This is a genomic window from Pseudomonas sp. 51_B (genome assembly GCF_017491595.1).
GTDB classification, from domain to species: Bacteria; Pseudomonadota; Gammaproteobacteria; order Pseudomonadales; family Pseudomonadaceae; genus Aquipseudomonas; species Aquipseudomonas promysalinigenes.
Genome location: NZ_JAFGYW010000426.1, coordinates 1 through 441 on the forward strand (window position 1 = coordinate 1; position 441 = coordinate 441).

Sequence of the window (441 nt, forward strand, 5' to 3'; positions counted from 1 at the left end):
CGTCTCGACTATGCCTTCAACAACGCCGGGATCGAAATCGAGAAGGGCAAACTGGCCGACGGTACGCTGGACGAGTTCGACGCGATCATGGGCGTCAACGTCAAAGGCGTCTGGCTGTGCATGAAGTATCAATTGCCGCTGTTGTTGGCGCAGGGCGGTGGCGCGATCGTCAACACGGCGTCGGTGGCCGGGCTGGGTGCGGCGCCGAAGATGAGCATCTACGCGGCGTCGAAACATGCGGTGATCGGCCTGACCAAGTCGGCGGCGATCGAATACGCGAAAAAGAAAATCCGCGTCAACGCAGTGTGCCCGGCAGTGATCGATACGGACATGTTCCGCCGTGCCTACGAAGCCGACCCGAAGAAGGGCGAATTCGCCAACGCCATGCACCCGGTCGGGCGCATTGGCAAGGTCGAGGAAATCGCCAGCGCGGTGCTGTAT

Annotated in this window: 1 protein-coding gene; it reads left to right on the plus strand. The window is 61.2% G+C overall.

Annotated elements, in window-relative coordinates; genetic code table 11:
- A partial coding sequence (locus J5M56_RS25565; protein WP_207938132.1) for an SDR family oxidoreductase occupies positions 1-441 on the plus strand: 441 nt, incomplete at both ends.